19 protein-coding genes and 2 tRNA genes are annotated in these 21714 nt (G+C 63.0%); 20 read left to right on the top strand and 1 reads right to left on the bottom strand.

Annotated features, from left to right (window positions below):
- The first annotated feature begins 92 nt into the window (after nucleotides 1-92).
- The 3 genes from clpX to WBG82_RS01020 all read left to right on the top strand — a co-directional run bounded on the left by clpX (nucleotide 93) and on the right by WBG82_RS01020 (nucleotide 4601).
- The gene (clpX, locus tag WBG82_RS01030) at nucleotides 93-1358 is read left to right on the top strand and encodes an ATP-dependent Clp protease ATP-binding subunit ClpX (RefSeq protein ID WP_424420268.1); all 1266 of its coding nucleotides are present in this window, start codon (nucleotides 93-95) and stop codon (nucleotides 1356-1358) included.
- Nucleotides 1359-1685: 327 nt separating this feature from the next.
- On the top strand, nucleotides 1686-4124 hold the full coding sequence (gene lon, locus WBG82_RS01025) for an endopeptidase La (protein WP_424420265.1): 2439 nt from the start codon (nucleotides 1686-1688) through the stop codon (nucleotides 4122-4124).
- Between the two features lie 201 nt (nucleotides 4125-4325).
- Nucleotides 4326-4601, top strand: a complete 276-nt coding sequence (locus WBG82_RS01020) for an HU family DNA-binding protein (RefSeq protein WP_324300140.1) — start codon at nucleotides 4326-4328, stop codon at nucleotides 4599-4601.
- A gap of 120 nt (nucleotides 4602-4721) precedes the next feature.
- On the opposite strand, the gene WBG82_RS01015 is transcribed toward WBG82_RS01020, so the two are convergent.
- A complete protein-coding gene (locus WBG82_RS01015) occupies nucleotides 4722-5969 on the bottom strand; it encodes an MFS transporter (RefSeq protein WP_424420262.1) in 1248 nt (415 codons plus the stop codon).
- Nucleotides 5970-6153: 184 nt separating this feature from the next.
- Here WBG82_RS01015 and WBG82_RS01010 point away from each other — a divergent pair.
- From WBG82_RS01010 to WBG82_RS00930, 17 genes are all read left to right on the top strand, one after another.
- A tRNA-Val gene (locus WBG82_RS01010) sits at nucleotides 6154-6229 on the top strand.
- A gap of 119 nt (nucleotides 6230-6348) precedes the next feature.
- Nucleotides 6349-6425, top strand: a tRNA-Asp gene (locus WBG82_RS01005).
- A 262-nt stretch (nucleotides 6426-6687) separates the two neighbouring features.
- Nucleotides 6688-7053 (top strand): NADH-quinone oxidoreductase subunit A, encoded by a 366-nt coding sequence (locus WBG82_RS01000; RefSeq protein ID WP_324300144.1) that lies wholly within the window; start codon nucleotides 6688-6690, stop codon nucleotides 7051-7053.
- Between the two features lie 89 nt (nucleotides 7054-7142).
- Nucleotides 7143-7616, top strand: a complete 474-nt coding sequence (locus tag WBG82_RS00995; RefSeq protein ID WP_324300157.1) for an NADH-quinone oxidoreductase subunit B family protein — start codon at nucleotides 7143-7145, stop codon at nucleotides 7614-7616.
- Between the two features lie 72 nt (nucleotides 7617-7688).
- Nucleotides 7689-8297, top strand: coding sequence for an NADH-quinone oxidoreductase subunit C (locus WBG82_RS00990; RefSeq protein WP_424420259.1), 609 nt, complete (start codon nucleotides 7689-7691; stop codon nucleotides 8295-8297).
- The gene (locus WBG82_RS00985; protein ID WP_324300149.1) at nucleotides 8294-9472 is read left to right on the top strand and encodes an NADH-quinone oxidoreductase subunit D; all 1179 of its coding nucleotides are present in this window, start codon (nucleotides 8294-8296) and stop codon (nucleotides 9470-9472) included. Before WBG82_RS00990 ends, WBG82_RS00985 begins: the two co-directional genes overlap by 4 nt.
- On the top strand, nucleotides 9469-10077 hold the full coding sequence (gene nuoE, locus WBG82_RS00980; RefSeq protein WP_424420256.1) for an NADH-quinone oxidoreductase subunit NuoE: 609 nt from the start codon (nucleotides 9469-9471) through the stop codon (nucleotides 10075-10077). The genes WBG82_RS00985 and nuoE overlap by 4 nt, the downstream gene beginning before the upstream one ends.
- Nucleotides 10077-11369, top strand: a complete 1293-nt coding sequence (nuoF, locus tag WBG82_RS00975) for an NADH-quinone oxidoreductase subunit NuoF (protein ID WP_424420254.1) — start codon at nucleotides 10077-10079, stop codon at nucleotides 11367-11369. Before nuoE ends, nuoF begins: the two co-directional genes overlap by 1 nt.
- Nucleotides 11370-11373: 4 nt before the next feature.
- The gene (nuoG, locus tag WBG82_RS00970; RefSeq protein ID WP_424420251.1) at nucleotides 11374-13407 is read left to right on the top strand and encodes an NADH-quinone oxidoreductase subunit NuoG; all 2034 of its coding nucleotides are present in this window, start codon (nucleotides 11374-11376) and stop codon (nucleotides 13405-13407) included.
- A gap of 6 nt (nucleotides 13408-13413) precedes the next feature.
- Nucleotides 13414-14445 carry an NADH-quinone oxidoreductase subunit NuoH gene (gene nuoH, locus WBG82_RS00965; RefSeq protein WP_424420248.1) on the top strand — a complete coding sequence of 344 codons (1032 nt, stop codon included), beginning with the start codon at nucleotides 13414-13416 and terminating at the stop codon, nucleotides 14443-14445.
- Between the two features lie 19 nt (nucleotides 14446-14464).
- Nucleotides 14465-14956, top strand: a complete 492-nt coding sequence (nuoI, locus tag WBG82_RS00960; RefSeq protein ID WP_324298555.1) for an NADH-quinone oxidoreductase subunit NuoI — start codon at nucleotides 14465-14467, stop codon at nucleotides 14954-14956.
- Nucleotides 14957-15036: 80 nt separating this feature from the next.
- Complete coding sequence (locus WBG82_RS00955; protein WP_424420246.1) at nucleotides 15037-15645, top strand: NADH-quinone oxidoreductase subunit J; 609 nt, start codon at nucleotides 15037-15039, stop codon at nucleotides 15643-15645.
- Nucleotides 15646-15663: 18 nt separating this feature from the next.
- Nucleotides 15664-15972 (top strand): NADH-quinone oxidoreductase subunit NuoK, encoded by a 309-nt coding sequence (nuoK, locus tag WBG82_RS00950; RefSeq protein ID WP_324298552.1) that lies wholly within the window; start codon nucleotides 15664-15666, stop codon nucleotides 15970-15972.
- Between the two features lie 8 nt (nucleotides 15973-15980).
- A complete protein-coding gene (gene nuoL / locus WBG82_RS00945) occupies nucleotides 15981-17912 on the top strand; it encodes an NADH-quinone oxidoreductase subunit L (protein ID WP_424420244.1) in 1932 nt (643 codons plus the stop codon).
- Nucleotides 17912-19456: an NADH-quinone oxidoreductase subunit M gene (locus WBG82_RS00940; RefSeq protein WP_424420242.1), complete on the top strand. Its 1545-nt coding sequence runs from the start codon at nucleotides 17912-17914 to the stop codon at nucleotides 19454-19456. Before nuoL ends, WBG82_RS00940 begins: the two co-directional genes overlap by 1 nt.
- Nucleotides 19457-19478: 22 nt before the next feature.
- Nucleotides 19479-20933, top strand: coding sequence for an NADH-quinone oxidoreductase subunit NuoN (gene nuoN, locus WBG82_RS00935; RefSeq protein ID WP_424420240.1), 1455 nt, complete (start codon nucleotides 19479-19481; stop codon nucleotides 20931-20933).
- Nucleotides 20896-21705 (top strand): biotin--[acetyl-CoA-carboxylase] ligase, encoded by an 810-nt coding sequence (locus WBG82_RS00930; protein WP_424420238.1) that lies wholly within the window; start codon nucleotides 20896-20898, stop codon nucleotides 21703-21705. The genes nuoN and WBG82_RS00930 overlap by 38 nt, the downstream gene beginning before the upstream one ends.
- Nucleotides 21706-21714 lie beyond the last annotated feature (9 nt).

Raw genomic sequence — 21714 nt, 5'->3', positions numbered from 1 at the left:
GGGTTTTTCGATCGGTACTGGCGGCGGGCAAGAACGGTGCAAAGGATGAGGCGATCCGGTTTCTTTCGCCGGCAGATGCCTAAGGAGTTTCTATGAGCAAGGTGAGCGGCGGCGACTCCAAGAACACGCTTTACTGTTCCTTCTGCGGCAAGAGCCAGCACGAGGTGCGGAAGCTTATCGCGGGGCCGACCGTCTTTATCTGCGACGAGTGTGTCGAGTTGTGCATGGATATCATCCGTGAGGAGAACAAATCCTCGCTGGTGAAGTCGCGCGACGGCGTTCCGACGCCGCAGGAAATCTGCAACGTGCTGGACGATTACGTGATCGGCCAGGCGCATGCGAAGCGCGTGCTTTCGGTCGCGGTGCATAATCACTACAAGCGCCTGAACCACGCGGCGAAGAACAACGACGTCGAACTGGCGAAGTCGAACATCCTGCTGATCGGCCCGACCGGCTGCGGCAAGACGCTGCTCGCGCAGACGCTTGCCCGCATCCTCGATGTGCCCTTCACCATGGCCGATGCGACGACGCTGACCGAGGCCGGCTATGTCGGCGAGGATGTCGAGAACATCATCCTCAAGCTGCTTCAGGCTGCCGACTACAATGTCGAGCGCGCGCAGCGCGGCATCGTCTATATCGACGAGGTCGACAAGATCAGCCGCAAGTCCGACAACCCGTCCATCACTCGCGATGTATCGGGCGAGGGCGTGCAGCAGGCCCTTCTGAAGATCATGGAAGGCACTGTCGCTTCCGTTCCGCCGCAGGGCGGACGCAAGCACCCGCAGCAGGAGTTCCTGCAGGTCGACACGACCAACATACTCTTCATCTGCGGCGGCGCCTTTGCGGGCCTCGAAAAGATCATCGCCCAGCGCGGCAAGGGCTCGGGCATTGGCTTCGGCGCCACCGTGCGCGCGGACGACGATCGCAGGACCGGCGACATCCTGAAGGAGCTCGAGCCGGAGGATCTGCTGAAGTTCGGCCTGATCCCCGAATTCGTCGGCCGCATGCCGGTTCTGGCGACGCTCGAGGATCTGGATGAGTCGGCGCTGATCCAGATTCTGACGGAGCCCAAGAACGCGCTCGTGAAGCAGTATGAGCGCCTCTTCGAGATGGAGAATGTGAAGCTCACCTTCTCCTCCGACGCGCTGCACTCGATCGCCAAGAAGGCCATCGAGCGCAAGACGGGCGCTCGCGGCCTGCGCTCCATCATGGAAGCGATCCTGCTCGACACGATGTTCGACCTGCCGACGCTGGAAGGCGTGGAAGAAGTCGTCATCAGCGCGGAAGTGGTAGAGGGCAAGGCGCGTCCGCTTTACATCTATGCGGAACGCAAGGGTGACGTTGGGACAAGCGCCTGACCGGACCTGCCGGAAAGGTCCGTGTGAACGGGCCTGACCCGGCGCCCCGTGCACCCCGCGCGATTATTTCACCGGATATGGAGTGGCCTTGAAAGCGGAAGCTCTCAGGGCCATTTTCCTTTCAATCATGGTCAATTCCGGCCACGTCCCGGTGCCGTTGCGCCATGTCGGGAAACCGGCTCGCGGAGCAGGCGCTTTCGAGAAGCGCGCCCCGAACTCCGAATCCGGCTATCCTTCGGCAGGCACTCTCGCAATCAGCATTCGTTCAGTTTCGGATGCTAGGGTCGAACGTCGCCAAGGGCGGTTAGTAAAAGCAGGTATCAGAGAATGACTGATAAGGACGAACGGACACCTCAGGCGGGCGGCGAGGGCGAGAAGCTCGTTCTGCCGGTTCTGCCGTTGCGCGATATCGTCGTCTTCCCCCACATGATCGTGCCGCTCTTCGTGGGCCGCGAGAAATCGGTGCGCGCGCTCGAAAACGTCATGCAGGACGACAAGCAGATCCTGCTCGTCGCGCAGAAGAACGCCGCTGACGACAATCCCGAAGTGGGCAGCATCTATCAGGTCGGCACCATTGGCTCCGTGCTTCAGTTGCTGAAGCTCCCCGATGGCACGGTGAAGGTGCTGGTCGAGGGCGTGAAGCGCGCGCGCGTCACGAACTACACCGACAACGAGCAGTTCTTCGAGGCCAATGTCGAGACGATCGAGGAAGTGGAAACCGACGACGAGCAGCTCGAGGCGCTGGCGCGTTCGGTCGTGTCGCAGTTCGAAGGCTATGTGAAGCTCAACAAGAAGGTGCCGCCGGAGGTTCTGGGTTCCGTGACCCAGATCGACGAGCCGGCCAAGCTTGCCGACACGATCGCGAGCCACATCAATCTCAAGATCGCCGAGAAGCAGGAGCTTCTGGAACTGCCGTCGGTCGCAGAGCGGCTGGAGCGCGTCTACTCGCTCATGGAAGGCGAGATCAGCGTGCTGCAGGTGGAAAAGCGCATCCGCTCGCGCGTGAAGCGCCAGATGGAGAAGACTCAGCGCGAGTACTATCTGAACGAGCAGCTCAAGGCGATCCAGAAGGAGCTGGGCGACGGCGAGGACGGCAAGGACGACTTGCGCGAACTCGAGGAGCGCATCCAGAAGACCAAGCTCTCCAAGGAAGCGCGCGAGAAGGCGCAGGCCGAGCTGAAGAAGCTGAAGCAGATGAGCCCCATGTCGGCCGAAGCGACCGTCGTGCGGAATTATCTCGACTGGCTGCTGTCGGTTCCGTGGAACAAGAAGAGCCGTATCAAGCGCGATCTCAACAATGCGCAGAAGATCCTCGATGCCGATCACTTCGGCCTCGACAAGGTCAAGGAGCGCATCGTCGAGTATCTGGCCGTGCAGAGCCGCGCCAACAAGCTGAAGGGGCCGATCCTGTGCCTTGTCGGCCCGCCCGGCGTCGGCAAGACCTCGCTCGGCAAGTCGATCGCCAAGGCGACGGGACGCGACTTCGTGCGCATGTCGCTTGGCGGGGTGCGCGACGAGGCTGAAATCCGCGGCCACAGGCGCACCTATATCGGCTCGATGCCCGGCAAGGTCATCCAGTCGATGAAGAAGGTGAAGCACACCAACCCGCTCTTCCTGCTCGACGAGATCGACAAGATGGGCGCGGATTTCCGTGGCGACCCTTCGGCGGCGCTTCTCGAGGTCCTTGACCCCGAGCAGAACAACGCCTTCGCGGACCACTATCTGGAGGTCGATTACGATCTCTCCGACGTGATGTTCGTGACCACGGCCAACACGCTCAATATCCCCGGCCCGCTGATGGACCGCATGGAGATCATTCGCATCGCCGGTTACACCGAGGATGAGAAGGTCGAGATCGCGCGCCGTCACCTCATCGCCAAGGCGCTTGAGGCCCACGGGCTGAGGAGCGGCGAGTGGTCGATCGACGACGAGGCGCTGCGCCAGCTCATCCGCGTCTATACGCGCGAGGCGGGCGTCCGCAACCTCGAGCGCGAGATCAACAATCTCGCCCGCAAGGCGGTGAAGGAGATCCTCACCTCCGATCACAAGTCGATCGCGGTGACGAAGGACAACATCGAAACCTATGCCGGCGTCCCGAAGTATCGCTATGGCGAGGCCGAGGGCGAGGACCAGGTCGGCGTTGTCACGGGTCTGGCCTGGACGGAAGTGGGCGGCGAATTGCTGACCATCGAAGGCGTGATGATGCCCGGCAAGGGCCGCATGACGGTTACGGGCAACCTTCGCGACGTGATGAAGGAATCGATCTCGGCAGCCAACTCCTATGTCCGCTCGCGGGCGACGCGCTTCGGCATCGAGCCGCCGCTCTTCGACCGCAGGGACATCCACGTCCACGTGCCGGAAGGCGCGACCCCGAAGGACGGTCCTTCGGCGGGCGTGGCCATGACGACGGCGATCGTCTCCGTCATGACCGGCATCCCGGTCCGCAAGGACGTGGCGATGACGGGCGAGATCACGCTGCGCGGTCGCGTGCTTCCGATCGGCGGGTTGAAGGAGAAGCTCCTGGCGGCGCTTCGGGGCGGCATCAAGAAGGTGTTGATCCCGCAGGACAACGCCAAGGATCTGGCCGACATCCCGGACAATGTGAAGAACGTGCTCGAGATCGTGCCGGTGTCCACAGCCGACGAAGTGCTCAGGAACGCGCTGACGCGCATGCCCGAGCCGATCGAGTGGGACGAGGCGGCCTATGCCGCCCAGCAGGCAGCCGACAGGCAGCGCGATTCCAGCGAGCCGGTGATCGCCCACTGAGGGCGGCGGCGGCACGGACGACGAAGCGTTTCGCAGCGGCGAAATATCCCGACGGGGGCCCTCTGGGCCCCCGTTTTCCGTTTCGGGTGCTGAAATATCGCGGATTTCCGCAGTTTTTACTTTGACCCCCTTCTTGGGCGGCGGGTAAAGTCACCCCGTTGGCGGGACAGATTCCCGTAATCGCATCCAAAGGGGCCTGACGTGAACAAGAACGATCTCATTGCAGAAGTGGCGGACCGGACCGGTCTATCCAAGGCCGATGCGACCAAGGCGGTTGACTATACGTTCGACATCATCACGGACGCCCTCAAGAAGGGCGACGAAGTCCGCCTCGTGGGCTTCGGGACGTTCACGGTGTCGAGCCGTGCGGCGACGGAAGGCCGCAATCCGCGTACCGGCGAGGCGATCAAGATCCCCGCTTCCAAGCAGCCCAAGTTCAAGGCAGGCAAGGGGCTGAAGGACGCCGTCAACGCCTGATCGGCATCAGCCTGAGGGCAAGCGAGTTTAGAGGCCGGCAGAGCCCTTAAAGGGGCCGCCGGCCTCTTTGCGTTCGAGAGGGCGCGTTTTCCCTTCAACGGCAGGCGAGAGCGGGATCGCTCAGGTCGTTTCCTCGCCGGCGGCCCGCGGCTCGAACTCCGGCTGGGCAGGCTCGGTGGGCGGGAAGGGCTGGGCGACGAAGCTGCTGCGCTGCTCGGCCGGAATGGGCTCCCGCACAGCCATGCGGAAGAGCGTGAAGACCGCGAAGAGGACGTGAATGGCGGCGCTGAAGACGAAGATGAAGGGCATGCCCCAATGCCCCGTGCCGAGCGAGGCCGCGGACGGGCCGACAATGGCCCCGACCGCATAGGCGAGAAGCAGCCCGCCCGAGACGCTGACGAAGCTCTCCCGGCTCGCGTGGTCGTTCGTATGGGCCACGCAGACGGAATAGAGCGTGAGGGCGAAGGCGCCGAAGAAGAAGCCCGCGACGAGCAGCAGAACCTCGCTCCCCGTTCCATAGGCCGCGATGAGCCCGAGCTCGCCGATGGCAGAGCCGATGGTGATGATGAGGATGACGCGCCTGCGGTCGGCGCGGTCGGAGAATCGCCCGATCGGGATCTGCGCCAGCGCGCCGCCGATGATGGCGGCGATCATGAAGAAGGAGATGCCCTTGACGTCGAGGCCGCTCGCCTTGGCGAAGACGGGGCCGAGCGTCCAGAACGGCGCATTGGTGAGCCCGACGACGAAACTGCCCATAAGACCGACCGGCGAGAGCCTGTAGAGACTGGCGATGTTGATTCGACTCGAGCCGATAGGGGCGGGCTGGACCGAGGTGGTGAGCGACACCGGCACCAGCGCGAGCGAGGTCAGGATCGAGCACACCGCAAAGAGCGTGAAGGTCGCCGGGGACGCCATGTTGAGCAGGAGTTGTCCCAGGGTGAGCGAGGCGAGATTGACGGCGAGATAGAGCGAGAAGAGACGCCCGCGCGTCTCGTTGGTCGCCCGCTCGTTGAGCCAGCTCTCGATGACCATGTAGAGGCCGGCGAAGCAGAAGCCGTTGAGCGCGCGCAGGACCGCCCAGACGACGGGGTCGATGACGATCGCGTGCATGAGCGGCACGGCGGACGCAAGCGCCCCGAGGGCCGCGAAACTTCGGATATGGCCTGCGCGCCGGACGATGGCGGGACAGAGAACGCAGCCCGCCATGAAGCCCGCGAAATAGACGCTGCCGATCATGCCGACGGTCGTGGTCGCGAAATGCTCGATATCGGCGCGTATGGGGATCAGCGTGCCTTGCAGCCCGTTGCCGATGAGGAGGATGGACGTGGCGAGAAGGAGCGAGAAAACGGGGGCGATGGTCCGGTTCAAATTGACACCGATGCGCGGGCGGTCGAAGGCGGGCCGGGACGGCGCTGGACCGAGGCTACGCGATCAAGATCGGGCCTTTGCGGGTATATTGCAATGGCGTCGGGAGGACAGGCGGGCAGGGATCGCGGGGATTGAAATGGCCCGACCCATCCGATAGGAGTGGCGTGCCGGTTTACGTCCCGGCGGGCGGTTAGCTCAGTTGGTAGAGCGCCTCGTTTACACCGAGGATGTCGGGAGTTCGAGTCTCTCACCGCCCACCAGACGAAATGCCCGATGGTCCTGAAAAATATAGAGGAATTTCCGCGAAAGGTTCCTTGACAGAACTGGGGCCTTGACGTACGAACCGCGCACCTTCCGGGCGGTTCCGCCGCTCGTGTTTGGGGGTGTAGCTCAGTTGGTTAGAGCGCCGGCCTGTCACGCCGGAGGTCGCGGGTTCGAGCCCCGTCACTCCCGCCACTTTCTCATCAGAAATCGGTTCGCAGAAGTTTCCGCGCTCCCGCGTTGCGGGAGAGTGACGCACCGCGAACCGTTCGCCGCAACATCAAATAGCATAAGGACTTTTTGCGCTGGTCGCCGGCAACACGGCGTTTGATTCTGCGGTTGCGATGGCTATACTGCGCGCGGAATTCGGCAGCCGTTCAAGTACCGAACGAGTCGGCATATCGGTTTGCGATCATGCTTCCTCATGGGACGGCGCGGCGAGTTGTGAGGACGACCCATGGAAGACCTGCTTCGCGAGTATTTGCCCATCATCATTTTCATGGGCCTTTCCCTCGTGATTGGTCTCGCTCTGCTGATCGCACCGTTCCTGATCGCGCCGAGCAAGCCCGACCAGGAAAAGCTTTCGGCCTATGAGTGCGGCTTCGACGCGTTCGACGACGCGCGCATGAAGTTCGACGTGAAATATTATCTCGTCGCCATCCTCTTCATCATCTTCGATCTCGAAGTGGCCTTCCTGTTTCCCTGGGCGGTCGCCCTCGGCGATGTCGGCATGTTCGGCTTCTGGTCGATGATCGTGTTCCTCGGTGTGCTGACGATCGGCTTTGCGTATGAGTGGAAGAGGGGGGCGCTGGAATGGGAGTGACGGAATCCGGAGCGATCGGCGGGCACCTGCCTGCGGAACGGACGGCATCTGGCGGCGTTCCCGACATCGCCGATCCCAACTTCGACAACATGTCCGATCAGCTCGCCGACAAGGGCTTCGTGCTCACGACGGTGGACGATCTGATCACCTGGGCGCGCACCGGCTCGCTGATGTGGATGACCTTCGGCCTTGCCTGTTGCGCGGTCGAGATGATGCACACCTCCATGCCGCGCTATGACAGCGAGCGCTTTGGCTTCGCGCCTCGCGCGAGCCCGCGCCAGTCGGACGTGATGATCGTGGCGGGAACGCTGACGAACAAGATGGCTCCCGCGCTGCGCAAGGTCTATGACCAGATGCCCGAGCCGCGCTATGTGATCTCGATGGGATCCTGCGCGAATGGCGGTGGCTACTACCATTATTCCTATTCCGTGGTACGCGGCTGCGACCGGATCGTTCCGGTCGACATCTACGTTCCCGGATGTCCTCCCACCGCCGAGGCGCTGCTTTACGGCATCCTCGCGCTTCAGAAGAAGATCCGCCGGACGGGTACGATCGACCGGTGATTTTCATGGCCCGGACGGCATTCCCGCTTCCTCGTGAAGCGGGAGCCGTTCACGAGTTTTGAGACTGCTTCGATGGACGAGAGTCTGAAATTACTCGGCGATCACATCCGCGGGAAAATGGCGGATGCGGTCATCGACTGCTCGGTCGCATATGGCGAGCTGAACGTGACTGTGCAAGCCGCGCAGATCGTTTCCGTGCTCGCTTTTTTGCGTGACGATGACGAGTGCCGCTTCACGACGCTGATCGACATCACGGCAGTCGACTATCCGGAGCGCGAGCGACGCTTCGACATCGTCTATCACCTCCTCTCGATGGAGAAGAACCGGCGCATCCGCGTTCGCATCGAAGTGGACGAGGAGACGCCGGTCGCAAGCTCGGTCGATATCTTCCCGGCCGCGAACTGGTTCGAGCGCGAGACGTTCGACATGTATGGCGTGCTCTTCTCGGGCCACCCGGACCTTCGCCGCATTCTCACCGACTACGGTTTCGCCGGCTATCCGCTCCGCAAGGACTTCCCGCTCACCGGCTATGTCGAGGTGCGCTACGACGGCGAGCAGAAGCGCGTCGTGTACGAGCCCGTGAAGCTGGTGCAGGAATTCCGCAGCTTCGACTTCCTGAGCCCCTGGGAAGGCGCGGAATACATTCTGCCAGGTGACGAGAAAGCGGAGACGAAGCCATGACCGAGCAGAAGCTCCGCAATTTCAGCCTGAACTTCGGCCCGCAGCACCCCGCGGCGCACGGCGTTCTGCGTCTCGTCCTCGAACTCGAGGGCGAGATCGTCGAGCGCGTCGATCCACATATCGGTCTGCTTCATCGCGGCACCGAGAAGCTGATCGAGTACAAGACCTACCTCCAGGCGCTGCCCTATTTCGACCGGCTCGATTACGTCGCGCCGATGAATCAGGAACATGCCTACTGCCTCGCGGTCGAGCGCCTGCTCGGCATCGAAGTGCCGCGCCGCGGCCAGTTCATCCGCGTCATCTATTCCGAGATCGGACGTCTGCTCTCGCACCTTCTCAACGTGACGACGCAGGCGATGGACGTCGGCGCGCTGACGCCGCCTCTCTGGGGCTTCGAGGAGCGCGAGAAGCTCATGATCTTCTATGAGCGCGCATCCGGTGCCCGCATGCATGCTGCCTATTTCCGGCCGGGCGGGGTGCATCAGGACCTGCCGCCCAAGCTCGTCGAGGACATCTACAATTTCTGCGATCCTTGCGCGAAGGTGCTCGACGATCTCGAAGTGCTGCTCACCGGCAACCGCATCTTCATGCAGCGCAACGCCGATATCGGCGTGGTGACGAAGGAGGACGCGCTGGCCTGGGGCTTCTCGGGCGTGATGGTGCGCGGCTCCGGCATGGCCTGGGACCTGCGCCGCTCGCAGCCTTACGAGGTCTATTCGGAACTCGATTTCGACATTCCCGTCGGCAAGAACGGCGACTGCTACGACCGCTATCTCGTGCGCATGGACGAGATGCGCCAGTCGCTGCGCATCATCAAGCAGGCGATCGAGAAAATGCCGGAAGGCCCCGTCCACACGACGGACGGCAAGGTCTTCCCGCCCTCGCGTGGCGAGATGAAGCGCTCGATGGAAGCGCTCATCCACCACTTCAAGCTCTATACCGAGGGCTATCACGTTCCGGCGGGCGAGGTTTATGCCGCCGTCGAGGCGCCCAAGGGCGAGTTCGGCGTCTACCTCGTGTCCGACGGCTCGAACAAGCCTTACAAGTGCAAGATCCGCGCGCCCGGTTACGCGCATCTGCAGGCGATGGATTTCCTCTGTCGGGGCCATATGCTGGCGGACGTGTCCGCCATCCTTGGTTCGCTCGACATCGTGTTCGGTGAGGTTGACCGATGAGCGTCCGGAGACTGGCTGCCAACCAGCCCGAAAGTTTTGCCTTCACGCCCGAAAATCTTGAATGGGCGAAAGGTCAGATCGCGAAATATCCGGAAGGCCGTCAGGCTTCCGCCATCATTCCGCTCTTCTGGCGCGCGCAGAAACAGGTTGGCGGCTGGCTGCCCGAACCGGCGATCCGCTATGTCGCCGACATGCTGGGCATGGAATACATCCGCGCGCTCGAGGTCGCGACGTTCTACACCATGTTCAACCTGTCGCCGGTGGGCGAGCACTATGTGCAGCTCTGCGGCACGACGCCCTGCTGGCTGAGGGGTGCGGACGAACTGAAGGAAGCCTGCCGCAAGCATATCGGCCCGGAAGGGCAGATCAGCGCCGACGGCAAGCTCTCCTGGCTGGAGGTCGAGTGCCTCGGCGCCTGCGCGAACGGGCCGATGGTTCAGATCAATGACGATTATTTCGAGGATCTCGATGCCGAGAAGCTCGGCGAGATCATCGAGGCGCTGCGCGCGGGCCGCGAAGTGAAACCGGGCCCGCAGAACGGACGCCGTTCCTCCGAGCCGCTCGGCGGACTTACGAGCCTGACGACGCTGGAGGAGGGCGAGTGATGCTGCAGGACAAGGATCGCATCTTCACCAATCTCTATGGCTATGGCGAACCGGGACTTGCCGGCGCACGCCGCCGTGGCGACTGGGACGGCACGGCCGCGATCATCGCCAAGGGGCGCGACTGGATCATCGATGAGATGAAGAAATCGGGCCTTCGCGGCCGCGGCGGCGCGGGCTTCCCGACGGGCCTCAAATGGTCCTTCATGCCGAAGGATTCGGGTGGACGTCCGCATTATCTCGTCGTCAATGCCGACGAGTCCGAGCCCGGCACCTGCAAGGACCGCGAAATTCTCCGCAACGATCCGCAGAAGCTGATCGAGGGTTGTCTGATCGCAAGCTTCGCGATGAACGCGCATGTCTGCTACATCTATGTGCGCGGCGAATTCATCCGCGAGCGCGAGGCGCTGCAGCGCGCGGTGGACGAGGCTTACGCGGCCGGCCTCATCGGCAAGAACGCGGCGGGCTCCGGCTGGGACTTCGATCTCTACGTTCATCACGGCGCGGGCGCCTATATTTGCGGCGAGGAAACGGCGCTCCTCGAAAGCCTAGAGGGCAAGAAGGGCATGCCGCGGCTGAAGCCGCCATTCCCCGCCAATATGGGCCTTTATGGCGCGCCGACGACGGTGAACAACGTCGAGTCGATCGCGGTCGCGCCGACGATCCTGCGCCGCGGCGCCGACTGGTTCGCGAGCCTCGGCCGCCCGAACAATACGGGCACCAAGATTTTCTCGATCTCGGGCCATGTGAACAAGCCCTGCAACGTCGAAGAGGAAATGGGCATTCCGCTTCGTGAACTCATCGACAAGCATGCAGGCGGCGTTCGTGGCGGCTGGGACAATCTCCTCGCCGTCATCCCCGGCGGGTCGTCCGTACCCCTCATTCCGAAATCCATCTGCGACGACGTGCTGATGGACTTCGACTCGCTCAAGGCCGTGCAGACCGGCCTCGGCACGGCTGCCGTGATCGTCATGGACAAGTCGACTGACCTCATCAAGGCGATCGCGCGCATCTCCGCTTTCTACAAGCATGAGAGCTGCGGCCAGTGCACGCCCTGCCGCGAAGGCACGGGCTGGATGTGGCGCGTGATGGAGCGCATGGCGGCGGGCAATGCGGCCATCGAGGAAATCGACATGCTGCTCGATGTGACCAAGCGCGTCGAGGGCCACACGATCTGCGCGCTGGGCGATGCGGCTGCCTGGCCGATCCAGGGGCTCATCCGGCACTTCCGGCATGTAATCGAAGAGCGGATCGTTTCGCGCAAGAGCGGCAATTCGCAAGCGGCGGCGGAGTAAGACCATGCCCAAAGTTACAGTCGACGGCATCGAGGTCGAGGTCCCGCAGGGCGCGACGCTGCTGCAGGCCTGCGAGGCGGCGGGCGCCGAGATTCCGCGCTTCTGCTATCACGAGCGCCTTTCCATCGCGGGCAACTGCCGCATGTGTCTGGTTGAGGTGGAGAAGTCGCCGAAGCCGGTGGCGAGCTGCGCCATGCCGGCGACGGACGGCGCCGTCGTGCGCACCACCACCGAGCTTGTGAAGCGCGCGCGCGAAGGCGTGATGGAATTCCTGCTCATCAACCATCCGCTCGATTGCCCGATCTGCGATCAGGGCGGCGAATGCGATCTGCAGGATCAGGCCATGGCCTATGGCACCGATGGCTCGCGCTTCTACGAGAACAAGCGCGCCGTCGAAGAGAAGTATATGGGGCCGCTGGTCAAGACCGTGATGACGCGCTGCATCCAGTGCACGCGTTGCGTCCGCTTCGCCACCGAGGTCGCTGGCACGCCGGAGATCGGCGCCATCGGCCGCGGCGAGGACATGGAGATCACGACCTATCTCGAACATGCTCTGACCTCGGAGCTTTCGGCCAATGTGGTCGATCTCTGCCCCGTGGGTGCGCTCACCTTCCAGCCCTTCGCCTTTACGGCGCGGCCCTGGGAGCTGCGCAAGACGGAATCGATCGATGTCATGGATGCCGTTGGCTCGAACATCCGCCTCGATACGCGCGGGTCGGAAGTGATGCGGATCCTTCCGCGCCTCAATGAAGACGTCAACGAGGAGTGGATTTCCGACAAGACGCGCTTCATCTGGGACGGGCTGAAGACGCAGCGTCTCGACCGGCCCTATATCCGCGAGAACGGGAAGCTCCGCGAAGCGTCATGGGACGAAGCCTTCGCCGCGATCACAGCGAGGCTCAAGGGCGCGAAGGGCGAGCGCATCGGCGCCATCGTCGGCGATCTCGCCGCCGCCGAGGAAATGAAGGCACTGAAGGATCTCTGGGCGAAGCTCGGTTCGGCCAATATCGATTGCCGGCAGGATGGCGCGAAGCTCGCCGGCCCGCGTTCGAGCTATGTCTTCAACACGACCATCGCCGGGCTCGAAGAGGCCGATGCCGTTCTCGTCATCGGCTCGGACATGCGCCGCGAGGCGCCGCTCGTCAACACGCGCCTTCGCAAGCGCTATCGCATGGGCAATCTCAAGGTCGGCGTCATCGGGCCGAAGCACGACCTGACCTATCCTTATGAATATCTGGGCGCTGGCCCCCAGACGCTGAGGGAACTTGTCGAGGGCCGCGGCTTCGCCGAGGTGCTGAAGGCGGCGAAGAAGCCGGTCATCATCGTCGGGCAGGGTGCTCTGGCACGCAAGGATGGCGCGGCCGTGCTTGCCGCCGCGATCCGTCTCGCCAAGGCCACCAATGCGGAATTCAACGTGCTGCACACGGCGGCGGCGCGCGTCGGCGGTCTCGATCTCGGCCTGGTGCCGGGCGAGGGCGGGCGCGATGTCGATGGCATTCTCGATGGCGCCGCGAAGGGCGAGATCGACACCGTCTATCTGCTCGGCGTGGACGAGATCGACATGGCGCGCCTCGGCAATGCTTTCGTTATCTATCAGGGCACGCATGGAGATGCGGGCGCGCATCGCGCCGACGTCATTCTGCCGGGCGCGGCCTATACGGAGAAGGCCGGCACCTATGTGAACACGGAAGGCCGCGTACAGCTTGGGCAGCGCGCCGTTTTCCCGCCCGGCGACGCACGCGAGGACTGGGCGATCCTGCGCGCGCTCTCCGAAGTGCTTGGCGCGAAGCTTCCCTATGACAGCCTCCCGCAGCTTCGCGAGGCGCTTGTCGCGGATGCGCCGCATTTCGCGGAAGTGGGCGAAGTGGCCCCGGCGGGCGAACTGCCCGATCTTGCGGGCGGAGAACTCGACGCGGCGCCCTTCGAGACGCCGATCAAGGATTTCTATCTGACGAACCCCATCGCGCGTGCGAGCAAGGTCATGGCCGAATGTTCGGTCCAGAGCCGGGCGAGCGGCCGCGCCGAGGCGGCGGAGTGATGAGGCATGGCTGACTTTCTGACGACATACGGCATTCCGCTGGCCATCATTCTGGCTCAGTCGCTTGCGCTTCTGGTCGCGCTGCTCCTGTTCACGGCTTACATCCTGCTCGCCGATCGCAAGATCTGGGCGGCGGTTCAGCTTCGCCGCGGACCAAACGTGGTCGGCGCCTTCGGCCTGTTCCAGTCCTTCGCCGACCTGCTGAAATTCGTTTTCAAGGAACTGGTGATCCCCGCCAGCGCGAACAAGGGCGTCTTTCTGCTTGCGCCTCTCGTCACGGTGACGCTCGCGCTGTCGGCCTGGGCCGTGGTGCCGCTCGCGGATGGCCTCGTCATCTCCGACATCAATGTCGGCATCCTCTATATTCTCGCCATCTCCTCGCTCGGCGTTTACGGCGTCATCATGGCGGGTTGGGCGTCGAACTCGAAATATCCCTTCCTGTCGGCGCTTCGCTCCGCCGCGCAGATGGTCTCCTACGAAGTGTCGATCGGCTTCGTCATCGTCACCGTGCTCATCACGGTCGGCTCGCTCAACCTCTCCGACATCGTGCGCGCGCAGGATGGCCGCTTCGGGCTGCTCAACTGGTACTGGCTGCCGCATCTGCCGATGTTCGTGATCTTCTTCGTCTCGGCGCTGGCTGAAACGAACCGGCCGCCCTTCGATCTCGTCGAGGCGGAATCGGAACTCGTGGCGGGCTTCATGGTCGAGTATTCCTCGACCCCCTACATGATGTTCATGCTCGGCGAATATGTGTCGATCATCCTCATGTGCGCGATGACGACGATCCTGTTCCTGGGCGGGTGGCTGCCTCCGTTCAACTTCGCGCCCTTCACATGGGTGCCGGGCATCGTCTGGTTCCTGCTGAAGGTCTGTCTCGTCTTCTTCATGTTCGCCATGGTGAAGGCATTCGTGCCGCGCTATCGCTACGACCAGCTCATGCGTCTCGGCTGGAAGGTGTTCCTCCCGATCTCGCTGTTCTGGGTCGTGCTGACGGCAGGCGTTCTCGTCGGTTTCGGCCTCGTGCCGCAGCACGGTTAAGCAAGGAGGGACGGGAAACATGGCCTCGATCAACCAGACGGTCCGCTCGCTCTTCCTGAAGGAATTCGTGGCGGGATTTGCGGTCGCCATGCGCTATTTCTTCAAGCCCAAGGCGACGGTGAACTACCCCTTCGAGAAGGGCCCGCTCTCGCCGCGCTTCCGCGGCGAGCATGCGCTGCGTCGCTATCCGAATGGCGAGGAACGCTGCATCGCATGCAAGCTGTGCGAGGCGATCTGCCCCGCGCAGGCCATCACCATCGAGGCGGGGCCGCGCCGCAATGACGGCACGCGCCGCACGACGCGCTACGACATCGACATGACGAAGTGCATCTATTGCGGCTTCTGCCAGGAAGCCTGCCCGGTGGATGCGATCGTGGAAGGTCCGAATTTCGAGTTCTCCGTGGAGACGCGCGAAGAGCTCATGTACGACAAGGAGCGGCTGCTGGCGAATGGCGACCGCTGGGAACGCGAGATCGCCAAGAATATCGCGCTCGACGCGCCGTATCGCTGACGAATGAAACCGCTGACGGGCGAAACAGAAAAGAAGTTCGGCCTTGCGGCCGGTGAAGGAAAGAGGGACGAGGGGTCCATATGATTTTTTCCGCCATAGCATTCTACGTCTTCGCGGCCATGGCCGTGGCGGCGGGGTTCATGGTGATCGCGTCCCGCAATCCGGTGCATTCGGTCCTCTTTCTGATCCTCGCCTTCTTCAACGCGGCCGCGCTCTTCGTGCTGATGGGTGCGGAGTTCATCGCGCTCCTGCTGGTGATCGTCTATGTGGGCGCCGTCGCGGTACTGTTCCTGTTCGTCGTCATGATGCTCGACATCGACTTCAACGAACTGCGTCAGGGCTTCCTGCAATATCTGCCCTTTGGCGGCCTGATCGGGATCATCCTTCTGATCGAGCTCATCCTTGTCGGCGCGGCCTGGGTCATCACGCCCGAGGCGTCGGCGGTCGCCGCCTCGCCGGTGGTCGCGAACGTGACCAACACGCGCGCGCTCGGCCAGGTGCTCTATACGCAATATGTCCTTCTGTTCCAGGTGGCGGGGCTCGTGCTTCTCGTCGCCATGATCGGCGCCATCGTTCTGACGCTCCGCCACCGCACGGACATCAAGCGCCAGGTGGTCGGGCGTCAGGTCGGCCGCGCGCGCACGGAAGGCGTCGAGCTCAAGAATGTGAAGCCGGGGCAAGGTCTTTGAGAGAAGTGAGACACTGACATGGAAATCGGCCTTGGACATTATCTGGCTGTCGCCGCGATCCTCTTCACGATCGGGGTCTTCGGCATCTTCCTCAACCGGAAGAACGTCATCGTCATGTTGATGTCGATCGAGCTGATGCTGCTTGCGGTCAATATCAACCTCGTCGCATTCTCGAGCTTCCTCGGCGATCTCACCGGGCAGGTGTTCGCGCTTTTCGTGCTGACCGTGGCCGCCGCCGAGGCCGCCATCGGTCTTGCCATTCTCGTTACCTACTTCCGCAACCGCGGCTCCATCGCGGTTGAGGACGTCAATCTGATGAAGGGCTAGGAGACAACATGTACTCTGCCATCGTCTTCCTGCCGCTTCTCGGTTTTCTCATCGCCGGCCTTTTCGGCCGCTGGATCGGGGTGCGCGGCGCCCAGCTCGTCACCTCGGGCCTTCTCGTCGTCTCGGCGGCGCTTTCGGTCGCGGCTTTCGCTACCGTCGCCTTTGGCGGCGCGACGGAGCACATCCAGGTCATGACCTGGATCGATTCCGGCGCCTTCGAGGCGGACTGGCGCCTGCGCATCGACACGCTGACGGCGGTCATGCTCGTCGTCGTGACCTCGGTTTCCGCGCTCGTGCACATCTATTCCATCGGCTATATGAGCCACGATCCGCACCAGCCGCGCTTCTTCGCCTATCTATCGCTCTTCACCTTCGCCATGCTCATGCTGGTGACGGCGGACAACTTCATCCAGCTCTTCTTCGGCTGGGAAGGCGTGGGTCTTGCCTCCTATCTGCTGATCGGCTTCTGGTATCAGCGGCCGAGCGCGAACGCGGCGGCAATCAAGGCGTTCGTCGTAAACCGCGTCGGCGATTTCGGCCTTATCCTCGGCATCTCGGCGATCTTCCTCGCCGTCGGCTCGGTCGAGTTCGACACGGTGTTCAAGGCGATCCCGCATCTCGCGGAGAAGAACTTCGTCTTCCTCGGCTTTGAAGTGTCGATCGTGACGACCATCTGCCTGTTGCTCTTCATGGGCGCCATGGGCAAGTCGGCGCAGATCCTGCTTCACACCTGGCTGCCGGACGCGATGGAAGGCCCGACGCCGGTTTCCGCCCTCATCCATGCCGCCACCATGGTGACGGCGGGAGTCTTCCTTGTTGCGCGTTGCTCGCCGATCTTCGAGTTCTCGCCCTTCGCGCTCACCACGGTGACGGTGATCGGCGCGACGACGGCCTTCTTCGCGGCGACCGTCGGCCTCGTCCAGAACGACATCAAGCGCGTCATCGCCTATTCGACCTGTTCGCAGCTCGGCTACATGTTCGCCGCGCTCGGCGTCGGCGCCTATGAGGCGGCGATGTTCCACCTCTTCACGCATGCCTTCTTCAAGGCGCTGCTGTTCCTCGGCTCGGGCTCGGTCATTCATGCGATGAGCGACGAGCAGGACATGCGCAAGATGGGCGGCCTCTACAAGCTCATTCCCGCAACCTATGCGATGATGGTGATCGGCACGCTCGCGCTCACCGGCTTCCCGCTGACGGCAGGCTATTTCTCGAAGGATGCGATCATCGAGGCGGCCTATGCGGGCCAGAACCCGGCGCACATGTTCGCCTTCACGCTGACAGTGTTCGCCGCCTTCCTGACCTCCTTCTATTCGTGGCGCCTCATCTTCATGACGTTCCACGGCAAGTCGCGCGCCGATCAGCACACGCTGGAGCATGTGCATGAATCGCCGCTCGTCATGCTCGTGCCACTGATCGTCCTGGCGATCGGCGCTCTCGGTGCCGGCCTTCTGTTTGAGCGCTACTTCATCGGCGAGGCTCATGAAGCCTTCTGGCTCGAGTCGATCTATCGCGGCGCGGAAAACCACATCATGCATGCGATGCATTCTGTGCCCTCATGGGCGGCGCTGCTGCCGACCGTCATGATGGCGCTGGGCTTCCTGCTGTCGTGGTACTTCTACATCGCGCGGCCCGACCTGCCGGTGGAACTCGCGCGTACCCAGGCGCCGCTCTACAAGTTCCTGCTCAACAAGTGGTACTTCGACGAGCTTTACGACTGGATCTTCGTGCGTCCCGCCTTCTGGCTCGGCCGCGTGCTCTGGAAGCAGGGGGACGGCCGCATCATCGACGGCATCGGGCCTGACGGCGTCTCCGCCCGCGTGCTCGATGTCACCCGCGGCGTCGTCCGGCTGCAGTCCGGTTATCTCTATCACTATGCCTTTGCCATGCTGCTCGGTGTTGCTGCGCTGGCGACCTACTTTATCCTCGGGGGAACGCACTGATGAACGACGGAAATATTCTTTCGCTCATCACCTTTCTGCCGTCGGTCGGTGCGCTGCTGATACTTATGTTTCGTGGCGACGAAGCGACCGTGGCGCGGAACGCAAGGTGGGCGGCGCTCTGGACGACGCTGATCACCTTCGTCCTGTCGCTCTATATCTGGCGGAATTTCGACGCCTCGACTCCGGCCTTCCAGTTCGTTCAGAAGACGGAATGGCTGGGCGGCGCGATCAACTATCACATGGGCGTCGACGGCATTTCGATGCTGTTCGTCATCCTCACGACGTTCCTCATGCCCGCCTGCATCCTGGCGAGCTGGAACTCGATCGAGACGCGCGTGCGCGAATACATGATCGCGTTCCTCGTTCTCGAGACGCTGATGATCGGCGTGTTCTGCGCGCTCGATCTCGTGGTCTTCTATCTCTTCTTCGAGGGCGGCCTCATCCCGATGTTCCTCATCATCGGCATCTGGGGCGGCAAGCGGCGCATCTATGCGACGTTCAAGTTCTTCCTCTACACGCTGCTCGGCTCGGTGCTGATGCTGCTCGCCATCATGGCGATGTATTGGGATGCGGGCACGACCGACATTCCGACGCTGCTCGCGCATGACTTCTCCTCGCGCATGCAGACATGGCTATGGCTCGCCTTCTTCGCGTCCTTCGCGGTCAAGATGCCGATGTGGCCGGTGCATACATGGCTTCCCGACGCGCACGTCGAGGCGCCGACGGCCGGCTCGGTCATCCTTGCGGGCATCCTGCTCAAGATGGGCGGCTACGGCTTCCTGCGCTTCTCGCTCCCGATGTTCCCGGTGGCTTCCGCCGAGTTCGCGCCGCTCGTCTTCACCCTGAGCGTCGTCGCCATCGTCTACACCTCGCTTGTGGCGATGGTGCAGGAGGACATGAAGAAGCTCATCGCCTATTCGTCGGTTGCGCATATGGGCTTCGTGACCATGGGCATCTTCGCAGCGACGCAGCAGGGCGTGCAGGGCGGCATCTTCCAGATGCTGAGCCATGGCTGGGTTTCGGGCGCGCTCTTCCTCTGCGTCGGCGTGATCTATGACCGGATGCATACGCGCGACATCGAGGCCTATGGCGGCCTTGTGAACCGCATGCCCCTCTATGCCGCTGCCTTTCTCATTTTCACCATGGCCAATGTCGGCCTGCCGGGCACCAGCGGCTTTGTCGGCGAATTCCTGACGATCGTCGGAACCTTCCGCATCAACACCTATGTGGCCTTCATCGCCGCGACGGGTGTGATCCTCTCGGCCTGCTATGCGCTCTACCTCTACAAGCGCATCGTTTTCGGCAAGCTCGAGAAGGAGACGCTGAAGAACATTCTCGATCTCAACCGGCGCGAAGTGGTGACGCTGCTTCCGCTGATCATTGCCACCATCTTCTTCGGCGTCTATCCGGCGCCGGTCTTCGACGTGACGGCCGCGTCGGTGGAGCATCTGATTGCGAACTACACGGCGGCCGTGGAGGCGCACAGAATAGCCGAGGCCGGGCAGGGCGTGGCGGACGCCGCGCGCCTGATCGCGGGCCGATAAGGGAAAGCCAGGATTGAATTCGATGGAAACCGCTGCTTCGACCTTGCCGGCTTTCGGCCCCGCCATTCCCGAGATCGTGCTCGCTGCGGGCGCGATGCTGCTGCTCATGCTCGGCGTCTTCCGCAAGGAGAGCCCGACACGCGCCATTTCCTATGCCGTGGTCGTGCTCTTCATCGCCATCGCCGCCCTGATACTGGGGCAGGGCGACATCAAGACCAGCACCTTTGGCGGCATGTTCGTCATCGATCCGTTCACGCGCTTCATCAAGCTGCTTGTCCTGCTTGGCGCGGGATTCGGCGTCATCATGTCGGTGACGTTCATCCGGCGCGAGAACATGGATCGGTTCGAATTCCCGATCCTCATGGCGCTCGCGGCTCTCGGCATGATGCTGATGGTTTCGGCCAACAGCCTCATCGGTCTCTATCTCGGCATCGAGCTGCAAAGCCTCGCGATCTATGTGATCGCGGCCTTCAACCGCGATTCCGCGCGGTCGAGCGAGGCGGGCCTCAAATATTTCGTGCTGGGCGCGCTCTCCTCGGGCCTCATGCTCTATGGCTGCTCGCTCGTCTACGGTTTCACCGGCAGCGTCGATTTCAACACGATCGCCACGGCCATCGGTTCGGAGAACAAGTCGATCGGCCTCATCTTCGGCCTCGTCTTCATCATGGCGGCGCTGGCCTTCAAGATCTCGGCCGTGCCCTTCCATATGTGGACGCCGGACGTCTATGAAGGCGCGCCGACGCCCGTGACCTTCTTCATCGCGGGCGCGCCCAAGGTGGCGGCCATGGCGCTGACGCTCCGCGTGCTCTTCGTCGCTCTCCCCGGCATCATGGCGCAGTGGCAGCAGATCGTCGTCTTCATCTCGATCGCCTCGATGATCCTCGGCGCCTTCGCCGCCATCGGCCAGCCCAACATCAAGCGCATGATGGCCTACAGCTCCATCGGCCATATGGGCTATGCGCTGGTCGGTCTCGCGGCCGGCACGACCGAGGGCGTTCGCGGCATCCTCCTCTATCTCGTGATCTATGTGGTGATGTATGCGGGTGTCTTCTGCTGCATCATCGCCATGCGGCGCCCCGACGGGGAGCAGGTCGAGGGGATCAACGATCTTGCCGGGCTTTCCCGCAGCCAGCCGCTGGTGGCCTTCTTCATGGCCATGCTGATGTTCTCGCTTGCCGGCATACCGCCGCTCGCGGGCTTCTTCGCCAAGTTCTACGTCTTCATGGCGGCGATCAAAGCGGGGCTCTACGGCCTGTCCGTCATCGGCGTGCTCTCCAGCGTGGTCGGCGCCTACTACTATCTGCGCGTCATCAAGGTCATGTATTTCGACGAACCGGCGCCGGCCTTCGAGAGGCCGGTTCCGGGCGAGATCAGCGTCGTGCTCGGCCTGACGGGGCTCTTCACGCTGTTCTATTTCGTCTACCCGGCTCCCTTGCTCGTTGGGGCGCAGGCGGCCGCTGCCGCTCTGCTGCCCTGATCCCGTGGTCGCGCTTCCGCAAGGCTACTCGCTCCGCGCTTTCGCGGAGATCGACAGCACGAATGAGGAAGCGCGACGCCTCGGCGATGCGGGTGTGCCGGGGCCCATCTGGATCACGGCCGAGCGTCAGACGGCAGGGCGCGGCAGGCGTGGCCGGGAATGGGTCTCACCCAGCGGCAACTTCATGGGAACGCTGTTCCTGCGCCCGCAGGTGGGGCCGCGCAAGGCGGCGGAGCTTTCCTTCGTCGCCGCGCTTGCGGTGCATGACGCGGTCGACGCGCTTCTGCCGCCACCGCTGCGTCCGGGCCTCAAGCTCAAATGGCCGAACGATCTTCTGCATGATGGCCGCAAGCTCGCGGGCATCCTGCTGGAATCGTCCGGCATCGCGGGCAGCGAACTTGCCTGGCTTGCGATAGGTATCGGCATCAATCTCGCGCGCTATCCCGATAACGTCGAATATCCGGCCACCTCGCTCGCGGCGCTCGGCCTTGCCGATGTCACGCCCGAGCGCGCGCTCGAGTTTCTGGCCGCCGCATTCGATCGTCGCCTCCGGCAATGGAACGAGGTGCAGGGCTTCGCGGCGATCCGAGAGGCGTGGCTCGCGCGCGCCGCGGGCCTTGGAGGCCCCGTCACGGTGAGGCTGGTGGACGAGACCTTCGAGGGCGTCTTTGTCGGCCTTGCGCCCGACGGCGCGCTCGATGTGCGCCTTCCATCGGGTGAAATCAGAAAGATTGCTGCGGGAGATGTGTTCTTCCGCACCGCTTCGCACTAGTTTGTCAGA

Source organism: Parvibaculum sp. (assembly GCF_049671045.1).
GTDB lineage: Bacteria > Pseudomonadota > Alphaproteobacteria > Parvibaculales > Parvibaculaceae > Parvibaculum.
This window is presented reverse-complemented; position numbering and strand designations above follow the sequence as displayed.